This window comes from Halomonas daqiaonensis, from assembly GCF_900109725.1.
Taxonomy (GTDB): domain Bacteria; phylum Pseudomonadota; class Gammaproteobacteria; order Pseudomonadales; family Halomonadaceae; genus Halomonas; species Halomonas daqiaonensis.
Genome location: NZ_FOBC01000002.1, coordinates 152,642 through 167,031, shown reverse-complemented (window position 1 = coordinate 167,031; position 14,390 = coordinate 152,642). Strand labels below are relative to the sequence as shown.

At 63.3% G+C, this 14,390-nt stretch carries 14 protein-coding genes; 10 read left to right on the top strand and 4 right to left on the bottom strand.

The annotated features are described in order from the left end of the window. The first annotated feature begins 45 nt into the window (after positions 1 to 45). Positions 46 to 432 (top strand): septal ring lytic transglycosylase RlpA family protein, encoded by a 387-nt coding sequence (locus BMY30_RS02115; protein ID WP_089710118.1) that lies wholly within the window; start codon positions 46 to 48, stop codon positions 430 to 432. Between the two features lie 143 nt (positions 433 to 575). On the opposite strand, the gene BMY30_RS02110 is transcribed toward BMY30_RS02115, so the two are convergent. The 4 genes from BMY30_RS02110 to BMY30_RS02095 are packed head-to-tail and all read right to left on the bottom strand — an operon-like array spanning position 576 to position 4,277. After that, positions 576 to 1,646, bottom strand: coding sequence for an ABC transporter substrate-binding protein (locus BMY30_RS02110; protein WP_089710117.1), 1,071 nt, complete (start codon positions 1,644 to 1,646; stop codon positions 576 to 578). Then, positions 1,643 to 3,016 carry a sensor histidine kinase gene (locus BMY30_RS02105; RefSeq protein ID WP_089710115.1) on the bottom strand — a complete coding sequence of 458 codons (1,374 nt, stop codon included), beginning with the start codon at positions 3,014 to 3,016 and terminating at the stop codon, positions 1,643 to 1,645. Before BMY30_RS02105 ends, BMY30_RS02110 begins: the two co-directional genes overlap by 4 nt. Continuing rightward, positions 3,013 to 3,675 (bottom strand): response regulator transcription factor, encoded by a 663-nt coding sequence (locus tag BMY30_RS02100; protein ID WP_089710114.1) that lies wholly within the window; start codon positions 3,673 to 3,675, stop codon positions 3,013 to 3,015. The genes BMY30_RS02105 and BMY30_RS02100 overlap by 4 nt, the downstream gene beginning before the upstream one ends. Then, the gene (locus BMY30_RS02095) at positions 3,672 to 4,277 is read right to left on the bottom strand and encodes a helix-turn-helix domain-containing protein (protein WP_089710111.1); all 606 of its coding nucleotides are present in this window, start codon (positions 4,275 to 4,277) and stop codon (positions 3,672 to 3,674) included. Before BMY30_RS02095 ends, BMY30_RS02100 begins: the two co-directional genes overlap by 4 nt. 207 nt (positions 4,278 to 4,484) lie before the next feature. Here BMY30_RS02095 and BMY30_RS02090 point away from each other — a divergent pair, with 207 nt between their 5' ends. The 9 genes from BMY30_RS02090 to BMY30_RS02050 all read left to right on the top strand — a co-directional run bounded on the left by BMY30_RS02090 (position 4,485) and on the right by BMY30_RS02050 (position 14,345). Continuing rightward, positions 4,485 to 5,471, top strand: coding sequence for a Bug family tripartite tricarboxylate transporter substrate binding protein (locus BMY30_RS02090; RefSeq protein WP_089710109.1), 987 nt, complete (start codon positions 4,485 to 4,487; stop codon positions 5,469 to 5,471). Continuing rightward, positions 5,471 to 5,923 (top strand): tripartite tricarboxylate transporter TctB family protein, encoded by a 453-nt coding sequence (locus BMY30_RS02085; protein ID WP_089710107.1) that lies wholly within the window; start codon positions 5,471 to 5,473, stop codon positions 5,921 to 5,923. Before BMY30_RS02090 ends, BMY30_RS02085 begins: the two co-directional genes overlap by 1 nt. After that, positions 5,923 to 7,449 (top strand): tripartite tricarboxylate transporter permease, encoded by a 1,527-nt coding sequence (locus tag BMY30_RS02080; RefSeq protein WP_089710104.1) that lies wholly within the window; start codon positions 5,923 to 5,925, stop codon positions 7,447 to 7,449. The genes BMY30_RS02085 and BMY30_RS02080 overlap by 1 nt, the downstream gene beginning before the upstream one ends. A 323-nt stretch (positions 7,450 to 7,772) precedes the next feature. Next, on the top strand, positions 7,773 to 9,080 hold the full coding sequence (urtA, locus tag BMY30_RS02075) for an urea ABC transporter substrate-binding protein (RefSeq protein ID WP_089710102.1): 1,308 nt from the start codon (positions 7,773 to 7,775) through the stop codon (positions 9,078 to 9,080). Between the two features lie 75 nt (positions 9,081 to 9,155). Continuing rightward, positions 9,156 to 10,763, top strand: a complete 1,608-nt coding sequence (gene urtB / locus BMY30_RS02070) for an urea ABC transporter permease subunit UrtB (RefSeq protein WP_089710100.1) — start codon at positions 9,156 to 9,158, stop codon at positions 10,761 to 10,763. A gap of 6 nt (positions 10,764 to 10,769) precedes the next feature. Further along, positions 10,770 to 11,927, top strand: coding sequence for an urea ABC transporter permease subunit UrtC (gene urtC, locus BMY30_RS02065; RefSeq protein ID WP_211607205.1), 1,158 nt, complete (start codon positions 10,770 to 10,772; stop codon positions 11,925 to 11,927). After that, positions 11,924 to 12,769, top strand: a complete 846-nt coding sequence (gene urtD, locus BMY30_RS02060; RefSeq protein WP_089710098.1) for an urea ABC transporter ATP-binding protein UrtD — start codon at positions 11,924 to 11,926, stop codon at positions 12,767 to 12,769. The genes urtC and urtD overlap by 4 nt, the downstream gene beginning before the upstream one ends. Further along, the gene (gene urtE / locus BMY30_RS02055) at positions 12,769 to 13,467 is read left to right on the top strand and encodes an urea ABC transporter ATP-binding subunit UrtE (RefSeq protein WP_089710096.1); all 699 of its coding nucleotides are present in this window, start codon (positions 12,769 to 12,771) and stop codon (positions 13,465 to 13,467) included. Before urtD ends, urtE begins: the two co-directional genes overlap by 1 nt. Continuing rightward, positions 13,464 to 14,345, top strand: coding sequence for an urease accessory protein UreD (locus BMY30_RS02050; protein ID WP_089710094.1), 882 nt, complete (start codon positions 13,464 to 13,466; stop codon positions 14,343 to 14,345). Before urtE ends, BMY30_RS02050 begins: the two co-directional genes overlap by 4 nt. Positions 14,346 to 14,390 lie beyond the last annotated feature (45 nt).

Genomic DNA, 14,390 nt, shown 5'->3' with positions numbered 1-14,390 from the left:
CTGGATGCGAAGTCGGCGCATTACGGTAAGTCATGAGGTGACAGTATGGGGATTCGATCCCGCTTGATTCTGAACTGCTGCGTGGCAGCTCTTCTCACGACCGGCTTTGCCGGCAAAGGGCTGGCCCATGGGAAGTCGTCAGAGACCCAGCAGGGTGTCGCGTCCTACTACAGCGACCGCTTCCAGGGCCGAACCACCGCGAGTGGCGAGCCCTTCGACCAGCAGGCCTTCACGGCCGCCCACCCCAGCCTGCCGTTCGGGACCAAGGTCGTGGTGACCCGCGAGGACAACGGTCGTGAGGTCGAGGTGCTGATCAATGACCGCGGCCCCTATGCCAAGGGACGTATCATCGATCTCTCCAAGCGTGCCGCCAAAGAACTCGGTATGCTGCAACGCGGCACCGTCCCGGTAGAAATTTCCTTCGTGCAGTGAGCGTTTCTGGCCCCTCTGACAGTCTCGAAGCGGTCACTCGACTTTGAGCACAAGCGCAGAATGCGGTTGGATGGCGTTCATCTCATCGTGAAGCAAGTTTAGCTCCCTCAACACAAGTGGCGCTCCTGGCAGTTGGAGCGCCATCAGGGAGTAAATTCCCGCTGCCAGCGGGTCAGCAGTGCCTCACGCTTCAGATCGTCAAGGGTAGCCAACAGGCTGGGTCCCAGCGTGATTGGCCGCAGTGCCTCGCCTCTTTCCTGACGCAGCAATGTCGCCGTGCCCGGCCCATCCAATGCTGGATGGATTGCGCCTAGTGTGGTTTCGCGGGCAAGCACCCCTTGCCCCGTCTCACTGATGAGATAGTCGAGAAAGCGCTCGGCTGCCTCGGGGTGGGGTGCCTGGCGCGGTATCAGGGCCAGGCGCTGGGTCACCAGCGTATAGTCCTCGGGTACCACGATTCTCAGCTGTGGCTGGTCGACCAGACGGGCCGTGGCATAGCTGCCCAGCAGGTTGTAGCCGACCAGGTAGCGTCCCTCGATCAGTCCCTCCAGCATCTCCCCGGTAGTGTCCACCAGTTCGGTCTCGGCCTGGCCCAAGGCCGCCACCAGATCCCAATAGCGTGGTGAAAGCCGCGATTCCTCGATGGCATAGGTATAGCCTGCGCCACTGGAGGCCGGATCGTAGGTTACCACCTGGCCCTGCAGTGCCCCTGCATGACGCTCCAGCAGGGCGAGCAGGTCGGCGTGGCTGCGTACCTCCCCGAAGCGCTCGATGATCGCTTCGTTCACGACCATGACAATGGGCTCGAAGGTGATGGCGAAAAGTTCTCGACGCCAGCGTGCCCAGCCCGGCCAGCGCTGTGCGGCCGGGCTCTCCAGGGAGCCGGCATGGCCGGCATTGGCCAGCCGATACTGCCAGGGCATGGCCGAGGAGAGCAGCACATCGGCCTCGTCCGGCGCGGCAAGAAAGCGCTCGTGAAGCTCCAGGGTGGTCAGGTTGCGGTAGCGCACCGCCAGGCCGGGATTCTGGCGCTGAAAACCTTCCAGCAGCGGGCGCATCTGGGGCAGGTCCAAGGCACCATGGATCACCAGCGACGATCTGGGTCCGTCGCCGGATGTGGCGGGATAGTGCAGGGTCTCGTCAGCCCCGACTACCGTGGCAACCAAGGCGATAAGCAGCAGCCAACGGCTGACAAGCCGACTTCGTCGATTCATGGGGTGTCTCCGGGAAATTGCAGTGCCACGCGCAGTCCGCGACCGTCATGGCCAGCCGATAGCTGCAGGCGTGCGCCATGCGTTCGGGCGATACCATCGACGATGGCCAGTCCCAGTCCGGATCCTTCCTGATCGTCCCCGTCGCGATGGAAAGGGCGCAGCATCAGTAAACGTCGCGACTCGGGTATCCCGGGGCCATCGTCCTCCACGGCCAGCCGGGGCGGCCCATTCTCGATCTTCACTGTGACGCGATGTCCTCCATAGCGACAGGCATTGTCGATCAGGTTGCCAATGGCTTCGGCGAGCAGCCAGTCGATACCCCGGATCCAGACCTCGCTCTCGGTGCTCTCCATTCCCAGGTCGACCCCCTGTCGGTGGCAGGGCCCCCAGTGGTCGCGTAGTGCTTGGTGGGCGATGGCGTTGAGATCCAGGGGTACCAGCTCAGGGCGGTACTCGGGGTTGGCCAGCCGGGTCAACGAAAGCAGCTGCCCTGCCAGTCGTGCGGTTCGAGCGCTGGTGGCCTGCATGGCGATCAGGGCCTCTTTCCAGCGTGCCGGATCGTCCTGGCGAAGGGCGAGCTCGGCACGCGCCGACAGTCCCGCCAGGGGGGTCCGCAACTGGTGTGACGCATCGCCGATGAAGCGTTCCTGGTTGGTACGCACGCGGCGCATTCTGGCGAGCAACCCGTTGACAGTATCGCGAAGCTCGGCGAGTTCCCGTGGCAGGGTGAGCTCCAGAGGGGCGAGGGTGCGCGGGTCGCGGCCACGGATTGCGTGGCGCAACCGAGTCAGTGGCATCAGTGCGGCACGGATCGCCAGCAGCAGCCCCACCGTTGCCAACGCTGCCATGGCCAGGATCATCGCCAGGTTGGCTCGCCACAGTTCGGCGGCCAGGGCATCACGCCCTTCGCGACTATGTGCCACTCGGACCTCGAAGGGCTCGCGAACCCGCCACTCTTCTAGTCGCGTACGACGCACCCCTTGGCGCAGCGACAGGCCCTGCCAGTCGATGTGGCGATAGAGCAGGGCGTCTGGGTCCCCGAGGCCTTCACGCGGATCTCCCGGAAGGTCGGCATTGCCGGTGATCACGCGACCCTGGCCGTCGACCAGGCTGTAGAAGACCCGCTCCTCGGCATCGGTGGCCAGCATGTCCAGGGCCGCCGGGGGCAAGTCGAACCACAGTCGGTCGTCCTGCCACTGCACTTGTTCAGCGATGGCCAGCGAGGCAGCCTCGAGTAGCCGATCGAAGGCGCGGTCGGCCGTCCGCTGTGCATCGACCCAGGCCTGGATCAGGATCAGGCTGCCCAGCATCAGCATGGGCAGTAGCAGCCAGCCCAGCAGGCGCCGATAAAGGCTGTCGCCCCGCTTCACTCCACCTCCAGCAGGTAACCCAGGCCCCGCACCGTCCGCAAGGCCACGCCGGTGTGGTTGAGTCGCTTACGCAGGCGGTGCACATAGACCTCGATGGCGTTGTCGCCCATGGCATCGCCCTGGAAGGCTTCCTCGGCGAGCCGAGCCTTGTCCACCGGCTCGCCGGCATGGCGCATCAGGCAGGCCAACAAGCGTTGCTCGCGGGGCGGAAGGGCAAGTGGTACATCCTTAAGCGTGAAATGCTGATGCCTGGTGTCTAGCATCAGGGGGCCGACCTTGAGCTGCGGGTCAGGACTGCGTCGTCGCAGCAGGGCACGGACCCGGGCCTCGAGTTCATCAAGGGCGAAGGGCTTGGCCAGGTAGTCGTCGGCACCCAGGTCGAGGCCCTTCACGCGATCCTCGACGGCTCCCCGGGCGGTCAGGATCAGCACCGGCGTGTCACTGTCGTGGCGACGCAGTGCCTCGAGGATCTTCAGGCCGTTGCATCCAGGCAGGTTCAGGTCGAGCAACACCAGGGTGGCTGCATGTTCCGGCACCGAGAGACGCGCTCGCGCCACGTCACCATCAGCGAGATGGCAGACCTCGTGGCCCTCCAGGCGAAGGGTATCGACAAGGGTTTCGGCGAGCAGGGCGTCATCCTCCACCAGCAGCAGTGTCATGGGACAGCCTCCCGGGCCGGGCCGGCAGTCAGTGAGGCTGCAGCATCAGCCAGAATGCTCTGCGCCTGTTGCGGATCAAGACGACCGGCGGGACCCGACAGGGCAAGCCACATCGGCGGCTCTAGGGCATCGCCGGTGAGTGTCTGGCACACCATCACGCCGCCGGGCAGTGCCGGGCGAGGATCATTGTCTGCCGATGCGACCCAGCGGTCTCCCGGACGCAGGTCATGGCGCAGGGAGGTGTCGGGAAGGGTGACGAGGCGGCACTCGACCGTGCCGTCTTCCACTTCGAGCAACGCGGCGGTCTCACCGCAATCGGCCGCCAGGCGGACCAGCAGTGGCTGTATCCGGGTCGTCAGGTGTCGGCCGGGAAGGTGGCGTCGCGCCAGACGAACCGGGGCATGGCCGAGGTGCCAGCGGCCCTGCTCGTCGCGCTGTACATAATCGAAGCGTGTCAGCGACCCCAGCAGCCGCAGCAGGGTGCTCTTGTAATAGCCGGTGACTTGGGCCAGCTCGGCCAGAGTGAAATACTCCTGGGGGGAGTCGAATGCCTCGAGTACGGTCAGTGCCCGCTCCACGGCTTCGACGCGGTCCTGTGCCATCGAAGGGACATGCCTCCTTACAATGTGTTGAACCAGGGTTGCGTTGAACTTTGGTCGTAAATAAGGCGTCAGGCGTTGACGCTCCGCGACGCCGGGCCTACCTTTCCATTCTGAGGAATGACGTTCTGCCTTACAGAATTGTAAGGAAAGCCGTCAGCTTCTGCAAGTCAACAATCACACAAGCATGACATCAGGAGAAATAGCGCCATGACTCTTAAGCGTCCCGTTCAGTTAATCGCCGTCGCCGTACTCGCGACCACCGCCACCTCGGCTTTTGCCTTCGAGCCAGAGGGCAAGGTGGAATGTATCGCGCCCTCCGACCCGGGCGGCGGCTGGGACTTCACCTGCCGCAGCGTGGGCAACGTGCTTCAGGATCTCGATCTGGTCCCCGGTAATGTGCAGACCATCAACATGGCCGGTGCCGGCGGTGGGGTGGCCTTCGGTCATACCATCAGCAAGCGTGCCGGCGACGATCATCTGCTGGTGGCGGCGTCTACCGCCACCACGACCCGCCTGGCCCAGGGCCAGTTCCCTGATATGACTGCTGACATGGTCAACTGGATCGGAGCCTTGGGCGCCGACTACGGGATCATCGCCGTGTCGGCCGATTCCGAGTACGAGGATCTGAACGATGTGATGGACGCCCTAAAGGAAGACCCGCGCAGCGTCAAGTTCGCCGGTGGTAGCGCCAAGGGCGGCTGGGATCACCTCAAGGTGTTGATCGCCGCCCAGGATGCCGGGATCGAGAACCTGCCACGCATCGCCTACCTTTCCTACAACAACGGTGGCGAGGCGCTGACCCAGGTGATCGGTGGCCACGTCGAAGCGTTCACTGGCGATATCACTGAGGCACAGGGCTTCATGGAATCCGGCGACCTCAAGGTGCTCGCCGTGCTTTCCGAAGAGCGCTTGCCCGGCGACTACGCGGAGATTCCCACTGCCATGGAGCAGGGTATCGATGCCGTGGGTCCCAACTGGCGCGGCTTCTATATGCCGGCCGATATCTCCGACGAGGCCAAGGCGTACTGGACCGATGCCATGGATACCGTCTATGCCAGCGACGAGTGGAAGAGCGTCATGAAACAGAATGGCTTGATGCCCTTTCACATGACCGCCGGTGAATTCGAGCAGTTCGTCCTCGAGCAGATCGAAGATATCGAACAGCTTTCCAAAGATATCGGGCTGATTGAGTAATGACTTACAACGACCGTATCTTCGGGATACTGATGATCGTCCTGGCCGTCGCGTACGGCTGGGGCACCACTCAGTTCTCTGAACCCTTCGGCGGGACCGAAGCCGTCGGTCCCGATACCTTTCCACGCTTACTGGCCGTCGTTCTAGGGCTTTCCAGCCTGTATATGGTCGTGCGACCGGACCCGGATAATGCCTGGCCATGGAGCCGCACGGGTGTCGAGTTGATCATCGCCGTGGTGGTATTGGTGCTCTATGCGATGTTACTGCAGCCGCTGGGCTTCATCATCAGCACCACTCTGGCCGTGGGTACCCTTTGCTGGCGAATGGGCTCCCGCCCGGTCAAGGCCTATGTCACCGGGGCTATTTCCGGTGTGGTGGTGTATCTGGTGTTCAGTTTCGCCCTCGACCTGGCGCTACCGCTGGGCTTGCTGTCGTTCCTGGAGGTGGGCTGATGGAAACTCTCGGCTTTTTGATGGACGGTTTCGGTGTCGCGCTGCAACCGCATAACCTGATGTTCGCGCTGATCGGGGCCTTTCTGGGGACCCTGATCGGGGCGTTGCCGGGCCTTGGCCCGGCCAACGGCGTCGCCATCCTGATTCCGCTGGCCTTCACCCTGGGGCTCGCCCCGGAAACCGCCATGATCATGCTGACCTCGGTCTATGCCGGGGCCATGTATGGCGGGCGCATTTCCTCGATCCTGTTGAACATTCCCGGTGACGAACCGGCGATGATGACCTGCCTCGACGGTTATCCCATGGCGCAGCAGGGCAAGGCCTCCGAGGCGCTGGCAATCTCTGCCGTGGCCTCCTTCATCGGTAGCCTGGTGGCCACCATCGGTCTGATCCTGCTGGCCCCGCTGTTGGCGAAGTTCGCCTTGACCTTCGGGCCGGCCGAGTACTTCGCGTTGTTCCTGCTGGCCTTCGCCACCCTCGGCGGCATTACCGGCAAGAACCCCATGAAAACGGTGGTTGCTGCTGCTATCGGCCTGATGATCGCCACGGTCGGCATCGATTCCACCGGCGTGCAGCGCTTCACTTTCGGTGTGCTCGAGCTCTACGAGGGGGTGGACTTCATTATCGCCATCGTCGGTCTCTTCGCCATCTCGGAGCTGCTGTTCTTCATCGAGGAGAAAGCCGGCGGCGGAAAGGAGAAGATGGCCGTCAACAAGCTTACGCTGAAGTGGGCCGACATCCGTAACATCCTGCCCTCCAGCTTTCGGGGTGGCGTATTGGGCTTCATCGCCGGGGTGCTGCCCGGTGCCGGTGCTTCCCTGGGCAGCTTTATCGGCTACACCCTCGAGAAGAAGGTGGTCGGCAAGAAGGGGTACTTCGGCCAGGGCGACCCGCGTGGCGTGGCCGGCCCTGAAGCCGGCAACAACGGTGCTTCCAGCGGGGCCCTGGTGCCCATGCTGACCCTGGGCGTGCCGGGCAGCGGCACCACGGCGGTGCTGCTGGCACTGCTGATCTCGCTGAACATCACGCCGGGGCCGCTGATGTTCACGCAGAATGCCGACATCGTCTGGGGCGTGATTGCGGCGCTGTTGATCGGTAACTTCCTGCTGCTGATTCTGAACATTCCGATGGTGGGTATCTTCGTCAAGCTGCTCTCCGTACCACCCATGTATCTGCTGCCGATCGTCACCATGATCGCCTTCGTGGGCATCTACTCGATCAGCAACACCACCTTCGATCTGTACTTCATGGTGGCCTTCGGCGTCGCCGGCTACATCTTCCGCAAGTTGGAAATCCCGCTGGTACCGATCATCCTCGGCTTGCTGCTGGGACCGGAGATGGAGAAGAACCTGCGCCATGCCATGGACATCTCCGACGGTGACTGGACCATCCTGTGGGATAGCGGCCTGGCTATCGGCCTCTGGGTGTTCGCCGGCCTGGGCCTGATTCTGCCCTATATCGTCGGGCCAATCCTGCGCCGTCGGATGCAGAGCACCGTTGGCACGGGGGGACCCGAGAGCGACTGAGCTTCGTAGCCATCGCAACTGCCCAACGGGGGCGCCGGTCTAGCCGGCGCCCCCGTTTTCTTTGTTGCCCGTCCTGTGCCATGACGGTGCACTGCACCAGAGGCGGAGACGATCTTGGGGCATGACGATACGTCCCTTGCACCAGAATATCACCTTGCGGTGATCTTGGTCCTTCGGAGGAAATAACCCAATTGCCTGAATAATAGAGTAAAAACTGGAATATAGACGTTATGGCACATCCCTTGCAATAGAAGCGAGAGACATCTTGCGATGTTCTCCCTCGCTGGATTCATCGACAACAACATCGATCGCAAGGAGATCCCATGATCCCGTCAAACGTCTATCGTACTCCTCGTTGGCTAGCCGTTTCGCTGTTGAGTGCGGCCGTCGCCACGCCTGTCTTGGCCCAGGAAGATCCCATCAAGGTGGGGATCCTGCACTCCCTCTCCGGCACCATGGCGATCAGCGAGACGGTGCTCAAGGACACCGTGGAGATGCTCATCGAACAGCAGAACGCCGAGGGTGGCCTCCTGGGCCGTCAGCTCGAAGCGGTTGTGGTAGACCCGGCCTCCGATTGGCCATTGTTTGCCGAGAAGGCGCGCGAGCTGCTGGCCCAGGAAGAGGTCGATGTCATCTTCGGCAACTGGACCTCGGTATCGCGCAAGTCGGTACTGCCAGTGGTCGAGGAGCTCAACGGCCTGCTCTTCTACCCGGTGCAATACGAGGGCGAGGAGTCCTCCGAGAACGTCTTCTACACCGGGGCGGCGCCCAACCAGCAGGCGATTCCGGCCGTCAACTACCTGATGAACAATGTCGGTGTCGAGCGCTGGGTACTGGCCGGCACCGATTATGTGTATCCGCGTACCACCAACAAGATCCTCGATGCCTATCTCAAGTCACACGGCGTGGCTGATGAGGACATCATGATCAGCTACACGCCCTTCGGGCATTCGGATTGGCAGAATATCGTCTCCGATATCAAGGAATTCGGCAGCCAGGGCAAGAAGACCGCGGTGGTCTCGACCATCAATGGCGACGCCAACGTGCCTTTCTATCGTGAACTGGGCAACCAGGGCATCAATGCTGCCGATATTCCCGTCGTTGCCTTCTCGGTGGGCGAAGAGGAGCTTACTGGCATCGATACCGCACCGCTGGTCGGGCACCTTGCGGCCTGGAACTACTTCATGAGCGTCGATACCGATGAGAACTACGACTTCATCGATGCCTGGATCGAGTACACCGGCGATGACATGGCGGTGACCAACGATCCCATGGAAGCCCACTACATCGGCTTCAACATGTGGACCGAGGCGGTGAAGAAGGCCGGCACTACCGACGTCGATGCGGTCAAGGACGCCATCATCGGCGTGACGGTGCCCAACCTTACCGGCGGCTACGCCGCCATGATGCCCAACCACCACATCACCAAGCCCGTATTGATCGGCGAGATCCAGGACAACGGCCAGTTCTCCATCGTCTGGGAGACCCCGTCCACCGTGGCCGGTGACGCCTGGTCCGACTATCTGGAAGGCTCACGCGACCTGATCAGCGACTGGCGCAAGCCCATGGAATGCGGCAACTACAACGTGGTCGAGGGCAGCTGCGGCGGCAGTGAAGCCGAAGTCGAGTGATCCCCGGGCCGGCCGCAAGGCCGGCCCATCGTGACACGCCGCTCTAAGTCAAACGACAAACCACAGGACTCTCCCATGTGGATGATCCGAGCCTTCTTGCCCGGAGTATGGCTTCTCTGTCTGTTGCTGGGCCTGGCACTGATGGCCCAGGCCCAGGAGGAAACGGGCCAGGGTCAGGCCCTGCTGGAATCACTGGATTCCCCCTCCTACGACGCCAAGGCCGAGGCCATCGAGGCCATTATCGTCAGCGGTGATGAGCGCAGCCGCCGCTGGCTCGATGAATTGCTCGGCGGCAAGTTGCAGCGCCATAAGGACACCGGGCGCTTCGTGATCGTGCTCGAGAACCGTGGTCGCAACTGGCCGGTTATCGATGCCCTGACGTTAGAGGACGCCGGCGAGATGTCGCGCCGCGATCTGGATGGCATCGGTATCAACAATGCCCTGCGGGGACAGTTGCAGAGTGCCCTCGCGATGCTCGATCTCTATACCGATGATGTCGATGATCGACGCGATGCGGCTCGCGAGCTCCTGGGCAGCGTGGATGCCCCCATGGTCGAGCCGCTGGGCGAGGTGATCGCCAATGAGGATGATGCCGAGGTTCGCCGTCTCCTCGATCAGGCCCTGGCGATTCACCGCCTCGACGAAGGGGACATCGACGCCATTGCCGAACTGGCGGGGAGCCTGAACAGTCGTGTCCGGGCCGCGCTCAATTCGGCCACGCGAAGCGACGATCCCCTGGTGGCCGATGCCGCCTCGGCGGCACTTGCTGACATCGAACAGAAGCTGCGTCTCAACAGTGGTCTCGAGACCCTCTATTTCGGGCTGTCGCTGGGCTCCGTACTGGTGCTGGCGGCCATCGGACTGGCCATCACCTTCGGTGTCATGGGGGTGATCAACATGGCCCATGGCGAGTTGATCATGCTGGGTGCCTACACCACCTGGGCGATGCAGCAGCTGCTGCCTGGCCAGCCCGGTCTGGCCCTGGTCCTGTCGATTCCCGCGGGCTTCCTGGTGGCGGCCCTGGCGGGTATCGCCATCGAACGCAGTGTCATCCAGTTCCTCAAGGGCCGTCCCCTGGAGACCCTGCTGGCGACCTTCGGTGTGAGCCTGATCCTGCAGCAACTGGTGCGCACGGTCATCTCCCCGCAGAACCGCACCGTGGTGTCGCCCGACTGGATGAGTGGCTCCTTGATGATCAATGAAGGCTTGTCGCTCACCCTGAATCGTCTCTTTGTCCTCGGCTTTGCCCTGGTGGTGTTCGCCTGCCTGATGCTCGTGATGCGGCGTACCCGGCTTGGACTGGAGGTCCGCGCGGTGACCCAGAATCGGGCCATGGCCCGTTCCATGGGGATAAGGGCGACCCGGGTGGACATCATGACCTTCGCCCTGGGTTCCGGCGTGGCCGGTCTCGCCGGGGTGGCGCTCTCCCAACTGACCAATGTGGGCCCCAACCTCGGTCAGAATTACATCATCGATTCGTTCATGGTGGTGGTGTTCGGCGGCGTGGGAAACCTCTGGGGCACCCTGGTGGCGGGACTGTCGCTGGGGGTCATCAATCAGGTGCTGGAGCCCTGGGCCGGTGCCGTGCTGGCCAAGATCATCGTGCTCGTCTTCATCATCCTGTTCATTCAGAAGCGCCCCCGCGGACTCTTTCCGCAGAAGGGCCGTGCGGCGGAGGGGTAGACCGATATGTGGTTGATGCAACCCTTCAACGAAGGCGCGACCCGACTCTTCCTGGGCGTTCTGCTCGCCTGCCTGGCACTGGTGACGGTGCTTCACCTGGCCGTCCCGGCCGGGCATCCCCTGCACGTTTCGGCCTACACCGTGACCCTGCTCGGCAAGTACCTGAGCTATGCCCTGCTGGCCGTTGCCGTGGATCTGGTGTGGGGCTACCTGGGCATCCTCAGCCTGGGGCATGGGGCCTTCTTCGCCCTGGGCGGCTACGCCATGGGCATGTACCTGATGCGCCAGATCGGCGATCGCGGCACCTATGGCGATCCGATCCTGCCGGATTTCATGGTCTTCCTGAACTGGGACAGCCTGCCCTGGTACTGGCTGGGATTCGACATGCCCTGGTTCGCCTTTCTGATGGTGATACTGGTGCCGGGGGCACTGGCGCTGGTGTTCGGTTTCCTGGCCTTCCGCTCGCGCGTGACCGGGGTCTACCTGTCCATCATCACCCAGGCCATGACCTTCGCCCTGATGCTGGCCTTCTTTCGCAACGAGATGGGCTTCGGCGGCAACAACGGTCTCACCGATTTCCGGGAACTGCTGGGCTTCGATTTGCGCACCGACGCCACCCGCCTGGGGCTCTTCATCGCCACCGGCGTGGCGCTGGCGATGGGCTATGTGCTGTGCCGCGCCATCGTGACCAGCAAGCTAGGTCGGGTCAGTGTCGCCTGTCGTGATGCCGAGGCGCGCACGCGCTTCCTCGGCTATCGCGTCGAGCGCTTCCAGCTGTTCGTCTTCGTGGTCTCGGCGATGCTCGCCGGGGTTGCCGGCGCCCTCTATGTGCCCCAGGTGGGCATCATCAATCCCAGTGAGTTCTCGCCCATCCTCTCCATCGAGATCGTGCTCTGGGTCGCCCTGGGCGGTCGCGGCACGCTCTACGGCGCGGTGATCGGGGCCTTGCTGGTCAACTATGCCAAGACCGTCTTCACCGGCGTCATGCCCGACGCCTGGCTGTTCGCCCTGGGGGGAATGTTCGTGCTGGTCACGGTTTTCCTGCCCAGGGGTGTCGCCGGTCTGTTGGGCTATTTACAAGGGCTGCGTTTTCAAGGGCAGCGATTCAACAGAGATCGCAATGAAACGCAGTCTCGCGATATCAGCAAGGAGGCCTCCGCATGAGTTTCCTGAGTTCCCTGGCCGATCGCGATCATGTCTTCGATTTCCTGGTGCCCGCCACCTCTCCAGTGGATGTGCGTCACGGTCCCATCCTCTATCTGGAGGATGTCAGTGTGAGCTTCGACGGCTTCAAGGCCATCGATGATCTCAACCTGACCATCGACGACGGCGAACTGCGCTGCATCATCGGCCCCAACGGGGCGGGCAAGACCACCATGATGGACATCATCACCGGCAAGACCCGACCGGATACCGGCTCGGTCTGGTTCGGCAGCCGTCACAACCTGCTTGCCATGAATGAACCGGAGATCGCCAGCCTCGGCATCGGTCGCAAGTTCCAGAAGCCCACGGTCTTCGAGGCGCTTAGCGTCTTCGAGAACCTGGAGCTGGCCATGGCCGCCGACAAGCGCATCCTGCCGACGCTGACCGCCCGGATGACCGGCGAGGTGCGGGATCGTATCGAGGAGGTGCTTGAGACCATCGGACTCGAGGAGTTGCGTAACGGGCCCGCGGGCATTCTCTCCCATGGCCAGAAGCAGTGGCTGGAGATCGGCATGTTGCTGATGCAGCGGCCACGCTTGCTGCTGATCGACGAGCCGGTGGCTGGCATGACTGAGCAGGAGATGGAGCGTACCGCCGAACTGCTGACCGGCCTTGCCGGCAAGGGCAAGCAGTCGGTGGTGGTAGTCGAGCACGACATGGGCTTCGTACGCTCCATTGCACGCACCGTGACGGTGCTGCATCAGGGCAGCGTGCTGGCCGAGGGCAGCATGGACCAGGTCGCCCATGACCCCAGGGTGATCGAGGTCTACCTGGGCGCCGATCCCGACGAGGAGGCCGCCTGATGCTCAACGTCGAGGAACTCAACCAGTACTACGGCCAGAGCCACACTCTCTGGGATCTCGATCTCGAGGTCCCGGCCGGTCAGTGCACCTGCGTGATGGGGCGCAACGGGGTTGGCAAGACCACGCTGATGAAGGCGATCATGGGTGAGGTGGCAATCTCCTCGGGCAGCATCCGTTACGACGGCGAGATCGACCTCACTCGCAAGCCCATCGAGGAACGCCCGCGGCTGGGCATCGGCTATGTGCCCCAGGGTCGCCAGATCTTTCCCCTGCTGACCGTTGAGGAAAACCTCAGGACCGGCCTCGCCGCCAGGGGAGACGGCGTCAAACGAATCCCCGAGCGCGTCCATGAACTCTTCCCGGTACTCGAGGAGATGAAGCATCGACGCGGCGGGGACCTGTCAGGCGGCCAGCAGCAGCAACTGGCCATCGGCCGTGCCCTGGTGATCGAGCCTCGGCTATTGATCCTCGACGAGCCGGGGGAGGGCATCCAGCCCAATATCGTTACCCAGATCGGCGAGGTGATTCGTCGCCTGATCCGCGAGGACGGCCTGACGGTGCTGCTGGTGGAGCAGAAGCTCCCCTTCGCCCGCAAGTTCGCCGATCGCTTCGCCATCATCGATCGCGGGCGCCGAGTGGCGGGGGGCGGGATCGATGCGCTCTCCGATGCACTCATCAAGGAGCATCTGACGGTATGACCGCCTTCGAGACGACGATCCCCGAGTATTCCGGCCATCGCTTCGATGCCCGGCGCCACTGGGCGGCTTCTCTCGATCTGACCTTCGCGGCGCGAGAGGGCATCACCCGGATGGTACGGGCACGTCACCAGGGACCGCTTCGCGTCCAGCGCACCTTTCACCCGGAAGGGACCACGGGCGCCTGTCATGCCTATCTGCTGCACCCGCCCGGCGGGCTGGTCAGTGGCGATGCCCTGTCGATCTCGGCCCGGGTCGAGCCCGGCGCCCACGCGCTGCTCACCACTCCGGCGGCCAACAAGCTCTACAAGGCTGATAGCCACGGCGTGGCCTGGTCACAGCACTCCCGGCTGGCGGTAGCCGATCACGGCATTCTCGAGTGGCTGCCCCAGGAGACCCTGGCCTTCGACGGCTCCCGGGGAGAGCAGACCACGACGATCGAGCTGGAGGGAGGCGCCCGCTGCCTGGGCTGGGAGGTGCTGGCGCTGGGCAGGCCGGCCAGTTCGCTGCCCTATGTCTCGGGCCGGATCGACCAGCGCTTTCGCCTCACCCGGGACGGTCGGCCGTTGTGGCTGGAACGCCAGCCGCTGGATCCGGCGCATCCGCGCTTTCTCGGGCGCTGGGGGCAGGGCGGCGCCACGGTGCAGGCCACCCTCTGGGCAGTAGGTCTGGATGACGAGCGCGAGGCCATCGAGGCGTTGCGTGAGACTTTGCCGACTGCGCCCCGCTGGGCGGTAACGGTGCGCCACGGAGTGCTGCTGCTGCGCTACCTGGGAAAGGAACGCAACGAGGCCTGGGACCTGTGCTGCCGTGCCTGGGAAATCCTGCGGCCACGACTGATTGACCTGCCGGCGCATCTGCCGCGCATCTGGTTGACATAGGAGCAGGACTTTTTGCGGGAGCTCTGCTGGCAAAGCGATGGCGGA